Here is a 6,150-nt window from a genome sequence, read left to right on the forward strand (position 1 = left end):
GACGAGATCCAGACCGGCTTCGCCCGCACCGGCAAGATGTTCGCCATCGAGCATTCCGGCGTCGTGCCCGACCTGATGACCATGGCCAAGAGCCTGGCCGGCGGCTTCCCCCTGTCGGCGCTGACCGGCAAGGCGGAGATCATGGACGCCCCCGTGGCCGGCGGCCTGGGCGGCACCTACGCCGGCAACCCGCTGGCGACCACGGCCGCACTCGCCGTCCTCGACGTTATCGAGGAGGAGAAGCTGGTCGAGCGCTCGGCCGAGATGGGCAAGCGCCTGACCGACCGGTTCGAGGCGATGGCCAAGCGCAACACCTTCACCTGCATCGGCGAGGTGCGCGGCCTGGGCGCCATGGTGGCGGTCGAGCTGGTCAAGGACCGCACCACCAAGGAGCCGGCGCCCGAACTGACCAAGGCGCTGGTCAACAAGGCGGCGGAGAAGGGTCTGGTGCTGCTGTCCTGCGGCACTTACGGCAACGTCATCCGCATCCTGGTGCCGCTCACCGCGTCCGATGCCCTGGTCGACGAAGGCCTGGGCATCATCGAAAAGGCGCTGGAGGAACTGGTCGCCGCCTGACCAGCAACGCATCCGGCCCCGTCCCACATTCCCCCCGTGGACGGGGCCGGCCGAGGAGCCTCCCTGCGCGTCCCCAGCACTCCTCCGCGCAAGTGGGGCTCCTCACCTCTTCACACGAACCGCCCCACCAGTTCGGTGAACCCCCGCACCAGTGCGGAGCGTTCGCCGCGCCGGTGGGCCAGCAACATGGTGGTGTAGGCGTCGGCCGTGTCCAGGCTGCGGTACACCACCCCCTCCACCGCCACCTGCCGCAGCTGCGCGGGCAGGATGGACACGCCCAGGCCCGCCGCGATCAGGCCGATGATGGTGAAGGCCTCGCGCGCCTCCTGCGCCACCCTGGGCTGGAAGCCGGCGGCGGCGCACAGCGCCGACACCTGCTCCAGCGTGCTGGTGCCGTAGTCGGCCGGGTAGAAGACGAACGGTTCGTCCCGCAGCTCCGCCAGCGGCACCGGGTCCAGCGCCGCTAGCCGGTGGTCGGCGCGCAGCACGGCGATCAGCGGCTCCCGCAGCACCGTGTGGAAGGTGAAGGCGTCGCCGGTGGGCGTGCGCGGCTCGCGCACGAATCCCACGTCGATCCGCCCGTCGGCCAGCGCCGCCAGCTGGCGCAAGCTGGGCAGCTCGGTCAGCGTCAGGTGCACGTCCGGGCTGGAGCGGCGGTAGGCGTCGATGATGCGCGGCACCACCGGCAGGAACGGCGAGGCCGCCGTGAAGCCGATCCTCAGCTCCCCCACCTCGCCGCGCGCGGCGCGGCGCGTCAGCACCACCGCGCGCTCCGTCCGCGCCAGGATCTCCCGCGCCTCGGCCAGCAGCAGGTGGCCCGGCTCGGTCAGCTCCACGTGCCGCCGCGTGCGCTCGAACAGCTTGGCGCCCAGTTCCGCCTCCAGCGCCTGGATCGACTGGCTGAGCGGCGGCTGCCCGATGCCGAGGCGCGCCGCGGCGCGGCTGAAGTGCAGCTCCTCGGCGACGGCGACGAAGTGGCGGAGGTGGCGCAGGTCCATTCCCCTTTATAGGCTGAGCATATCAATACCGTCAAAGAAATGTATTGGACCTATCACAGCGGCTTTGCCACCTTCTCGCCAACGCCCGCAGGGGCAAAGGCGATTTGCAGACGGAGGAAACGGTGGCGAAGACGGCCGATACGCGTCCGGTGTTCAACTGGGAAGACCCGCTCCTGCTCGACGGGCAGCTGACCGAGGACGAGCGCATGGTGCGCGACACGGCGCGCGCCTATTGCCAGGACAAGCTGATGAGCCGCGTGCTGGAAGCCAACCGGCACGAGAAGACCGACCCCGCCATCTTCCGCGAGATGGGCGAACTGGGCCTCCTTGGCGCCACCCTGCCGGAGAAGTACGGCTGTTCGGGCGTCAACTACGTCACCTACGGCCTCGTCGCGCGTGAGGTGGAGCGGGTCGACAGCGGCTACCGCTCGATGATGAGCGTGCAGTCCTCGCTGGTCATGCACCCCATCTACGCCTACGGCACCGAAGAGCAGCGCATGAAGTACCTGCCGAAGCTCGCCAAGGGCGAGTACATCGGCTGCTTCGGCCTGACCGAGCCGGACCACGGCTCCGACCCCGGCGGCATGAAGACGCGCGCGCGCAAGGTGTCGGACGGCTGGGTGCTGAACGGCGCCAAGATGTGGATCACCAATTCGCCCATCGCCGACGTCTTCGTCGTGTGGGCCAAGGACGACGAGGGCGTCATCCGCGGCTTCGTCCTGGAAAAGGGCATGAAGGGCCTGTCGGCCCCGAAGATCGAGGGCAAGTTCAGCCTGCGCGCCTCGATCACCGGCGAGATCGTCATGGACGAGGTGCACGTGCCGGAAGACGCGCTGCTGCCCAACGTGAAGGGCCTCAGCGGTCCGTTCGGCTGCCTGAACCGTGCGCGCTACGGCATCGCCTGGGGTGCCATGGGTGCTGCCGAGTTCTGCTTCGCCGCCGCGCGGCAGTACACGCTGGACCGCAAGCAGTTCGGCCGCCCGCTCGCCGCCAACCAGATCATCCAGCTGAAGCTCGCCAACATGGAGACGGAGATCGCGCTGGGCCTGCAGGCCGCCCTGCGGGTCGGGCGCCTGATGGACGAGGGTGCGGCGCCGCCGGACATGATCTCGCTCATCAAGCGCAACAACTGCGGCAAGGCGCTGGACATCGCCCGCGTCGCCCGCGACATGCACGGCGGCAACGGCATCTCCGACGAGTTCCACGTCATCCGCCACGCCATGAACCTGGAGGCGGTGAACACCTACGAGGGCACGCACGACGTGCACGCCCTGATCCTGGGCCGGGCGATCACCGGCATCCAGGCGTTCACGGGCTGACGACCATGACGGGACCGCTGGGGCACGTCCGGGTTCTGGAGCTGTCGCGCGTGCTGGCCGGCCCGTGGGCGGCGCAGACGCTGGCCGACCTCGGCGCCGACGTCATCAAGGTGGAGCGGCCGGGGGCGGGTGACGACACCCGCACCTGGGGACCGCCGTGGGCGGGGGAGGAGAGCGCCTACTTCCTCTCCACCAACCGCGGCAAGCGCTCCGTCACCATCGACTTCGAACGGCCGGAGGGGCAGGATCTGGTGCGCCGCCTCGCCTCCCAGGCCGACGTGGTGATCGAGAACTTCAAGGTCGGCGGGCTGAAGAAGTACGGGCTGGACTTCGACAGCCTGCACGCCCTCAACCCGCGCCTCGTCTACTGCTCGGTCACGGGGTTCGGGCAGGACGGGCCGTATGCGGCGCGCGCCGGCTACGACTTCATGATCCAGGGCATGGGCGGGCTGATGAGCATCACCGGCCAGCCGGACGGGGAACCGGGCGGCGGCCCGGTGAAGGTCGGCGTGGCGGTGACGGACGTCTTCACCGGCCTCTACGCCGCCATCGGCATCATGGGGGCGCTGGCGCACCGCGACCGCACGGGCGTAGGGCAGTGGGTGAACCTGGCGCTCCTCGACGTGCAGGTGGCGGTGCTCGCCAACCAGGGCATGAACTACCTGGTCTCGGGCAACGCGCCGAAGCGCCTGGGCAACGCGCACCCGAACATCGTGCCCTATCAGGCCTTCCCCACGCGCGACGGGCACCTGATCCTGGCGGTCGGCAACGACGGCCAGTTCAGCCGCTTCTGCACCGCCGCCGGCCGGCCGGAGCTGGCGAAGGACGGGCGCTTCGCCACCAACCCGCAGCGCGTCGCCCACCGCAAGGAACTGGTCGCCATCCTGGAGGAGGTGATCCGCACCCGCGACACCGCCGACTGGCTGGCGGCGCTGGAACCGCTGGGCGTGCCCTGCGGCCCGATCAACGATCTGGCGGCGGTCTTCGCGGACCCGCACGTGCAGGCCCGCGGCCTGCGCCAGGAGCTGCAGCACGCCACGGCCGGCACCGTGCCGACGGTCGCCAGCCCCATCCGCTACTCCGCCACCCCCATCGAGCACACCCTGGCCCCACCGCCCTTGGGCGCCCACACCGACGAGGTGCTGGGCGCGCAACTCGGCCTATGCGTCGCGGACATCGAAGCGTTGCGGAGCAAGGGGGTGATTTAGCCCCCCGGGAAGTGTCATCTAGCGCGAAGTTTTGCCCCCTCCCTAACCCTCCCCCGCCATGGGCGGTGGAGGGGACTGCCGCCGAGCGCCGACAAACCCTCCACCTCGAAGAGGGGGAGGGTGGCTGAGCGTCAGCGAAGCCGGGAGGGGGCACACGCTTCCATGACATCACGCAAAAGAATGACATCCCTCCCCACCGCCTCTGCCCACGCCTCCGGCGCCCGCAACGGCATCATCATGATGCTGCTGGGCATGTCGCTGTTCACCTTCAACGACGCGCTCGGCAAGTGGCTGGTGGCGGAATACCCGGTCGCCATGCTGCTGGCGGTGCGCAGCCTGTTCGGCGCGGCGCTGCTGCTGCCGCTGATCGCGCGTGCCGGCGTGCGCAACGTCTTCGCGGTGAAGCGCCTGCCGCTGCACCTGCTGCGCGTGGCCTGCGTGACGGGGGAGGTGGCGCTGTTCTACTGGTCGGTGCGCGCCCTGCCGCTGGCCGACGTGATGACCATCTACATGGCCGCCCCGCTGATCGTCACGGCGCTCTCCGTGCCGCTGCTGGGCGAGCGGGTCGGCTGGCGCCGCTGGGCGGCGGTGGCGGTGGGCTTCGCCGGGGTGGTGCTGGTGCTGAACCCGACGGGCGCCTTCGATCTCGTTCCGTCGCTGGCGGCGCTGCTGGGCGCCACGGTGTTCTCGCTGGGCATGATCTGCACCCGCCTGCTGCGCGAGGCCAGCAACCTGTCGCTGGTCTCCTTCCAGACCTTCGGCACCGGCCTCCTGGGTGCGGCGGCGCTGCCCGCGGCGGCGACCGCCGCGAGCATGCCGGGGGTGGTGGATTTCCTGCTGCTGGGCCTTCTGGGCGTGACCGCGCTGTCCGGCCACGCGGCGATGAACCGCTCGCTCCAGCTCAGCCCGGCGGCCGTGGTGGTGCCGTTCCAGTACGTGTCGATCGTCTGGGCGGTGGTGCTGGACCTTCTGGTCTGGGGCACCGTGCCGTCGGTGCAGATCGCGGCCGGCGCCAGCCTGATCATCGGCAGCGGCCTGTTCGTCTTCTACCGCGAACAGACCCTGCAGCGCGGCGCCGCGGCCGAGGCCGGCCCGCGGCTCGGCCCCGGCGAATAGGCGCCGTCAGCGCCGCAGCGGCTTGACGTCCGGGTCGACGCCGGCGTTGGCCGGGACGTCGGGGTCGTACTTCGGCAGCTTCTCCAGCTGATCCTTGGTGGCGTCGACGGTCAGCTGGCGGCCGTCCGGCGATACCTGCACCCGCGACCACGGGACCGCCACCTGATTGCCGCTCAGGCCCGCCAGCACGCCCCATTCCACCACCACGCCGGCCACCTTGCCGTCGGGCCGCACGAGCAGGTCCTCCACCTCGCCCAGCTCCTGCCCCTGCGGGTTGGTCACGCGCTGGCCGATCAGGTGTTCCAGCTGGCGCGCCATGGCGGCGTCGGCGTAGCCCTGGCGCGCGGCGCCGGGGTCGCGCCGGGTGGTGAGCTCCGGCGCCTCGCGGATCTTGTCGGTCACCGACCCGCCGCCCTGCGCCGCAGCCAGGCCGGGAAATGCGGCGGCGAGCAGCGCCGCAACCAGAACCGTTCGCATGCATGCCTCCATCGCTCCCTCCATCGCTCCCTCAATCGCTCGATGCGCCTGGAGCAACACCGGCTGCCGACGCCGGTTCCTGCCTCACGATGGGAAGAAGCGCGGCTCCAGCCGGATGTCCGCGGGATCGACCGGCGTCCAGCCGCGCGCCGCGATCACGGCGTTCGACTCCTTCGCCGCCCTACCCGCGCCCAGCGACCACGTGACGTGGTAGGTGGAGCCGTCCGGCCGCCGCGTGGTGCCGGCGATCTCCACCACCAGCGCCTGCACGCCCGCACCGTCGTCGGCGATACCGACGACGCGCCCGGCCGTCTCCTTGGGCAGCGGATGCCCGCGCCCGACGCCGAAGGCCAGCGTCACGTGGTGCGCGCGCACGGTGGGGTAGGCCGGCGCGAACCGCGCCAGCAGGCGGTTCCGGTCCGCATCCGGCAGCTTCCAGCCGACGTAGGGCATGCC

General features: G+C 70.8%; 7 protein-coding genes. 4 read left to right on the forward strand and 3 right to left on the reverse strand.

The genetic code is table 11. The features are described from left to right. The coding region (locus VED21_RS10705; RefSeq protein WP_324882336.1) for an aspartate aminotransferase family protein at positions 1 to 576 on the forward strand (576 nt) is incomplete at its 5' end. Positions 577 to 686: 110 nt separating this feature from the next. On the opposite strand, the gene VED21_RS10710 is transcribed toward VED21_RS10705, so the two are convergent. Further along, positions 687 to 1,574, reverse strand: a complete 888-nt coding sequence (locus tag VED21_RS10710; RefSeq protein ID WP_324882337.1) for a LysR family transcriptional regulator — start codon at positions 1,572 to 1,574, stop codon at positions 687 to 689. Between the two features lie 122 nt (positions 1,575 to 1,696). Here VED21_RS10710 and VED21_RS10715 point away from each other — a divergent pair, with 122 nt between their 5' ends. The 3 genes from VED21_RS10715 (at position 1,697) to VED21_RS10725 (ending at position 5,217) form a co-directional block, all read left to right on the forward strand. After that, a complete protein-coding gene (locus VED21_RS10715) occupies positions 1,697 to 2,893 on the forward strand; it encodes an acyl-CoA dehydrogenase (RefSeq protein ID WP_324882338.1) in 1,197 nt (398 codons plus the stop codon). A gap of 5 nt (positions 2,894 to 2,898) precedes the next feature. After that, the gene (locus VED21_RS10720; protein ID WP_324882339.1) at positions 2,899 to 4,101 is read left to right on the forward strand and encodes a CaiB/BaiF CoA-transferase family protein; all 1,203 of its coding nucleotides are present in this window, start codon (positions 2,899 to 2,901) and stop codon (positions 4,099 to 4,101) included. A 180-nt stretch (positions 4,102 to 4,281) separates the two neighbouring features. Next, positions 4,282 to 5,217, forward strand: a complete 936-nt coding sequence (locus VED21_RS10725) for a DMT family transporter (RefSeq protein WP_324882340.1) — start codon at positions 4,282 to 4,284, stop codon at positions 5,215 to 5,217. Between the two features lie 6 nt (positions 5,218 to 5,223). Here the strand turns inward: VED21_RS10725 and VED21_RS10730 are convergent, their stop codons facing one another. Together VED21_RS10730 and VED21_RS10735 are read right to left on the reverse strand one after the other, a co-directional pair. Beyond that, positions 5,224 to 5,694: a PRC-barrel domain-containing protein gene (locus VED21_RS10730; protein ID WP_324882341.1), complete on the reverse strand. Its 471-nt coding sequence runs from the start codon at positions 5,692 to 5,694 to the stop codon at positions 5,224 to 5,226. Between the two features lie 84 nt (positions 5,695 to 5,778). Next, positions 5,779 to 6,150: hypothetical protein (locus VED21_RS10735; RefSeq protein WP_324882342.1), on the reverse strand; the 372-nt coding region annotated here is incomplete at its 5' end.

Source organism: Azospirillum sp. (assembly GCF_035627195.1).
In the GTDB taxonomy this organism is placed as follows: domain Bacteria; phylum Pseudomonadota; class Alphaproteobacteria; order Azospirillales; family Azospirillaceae; genus Azospirillum.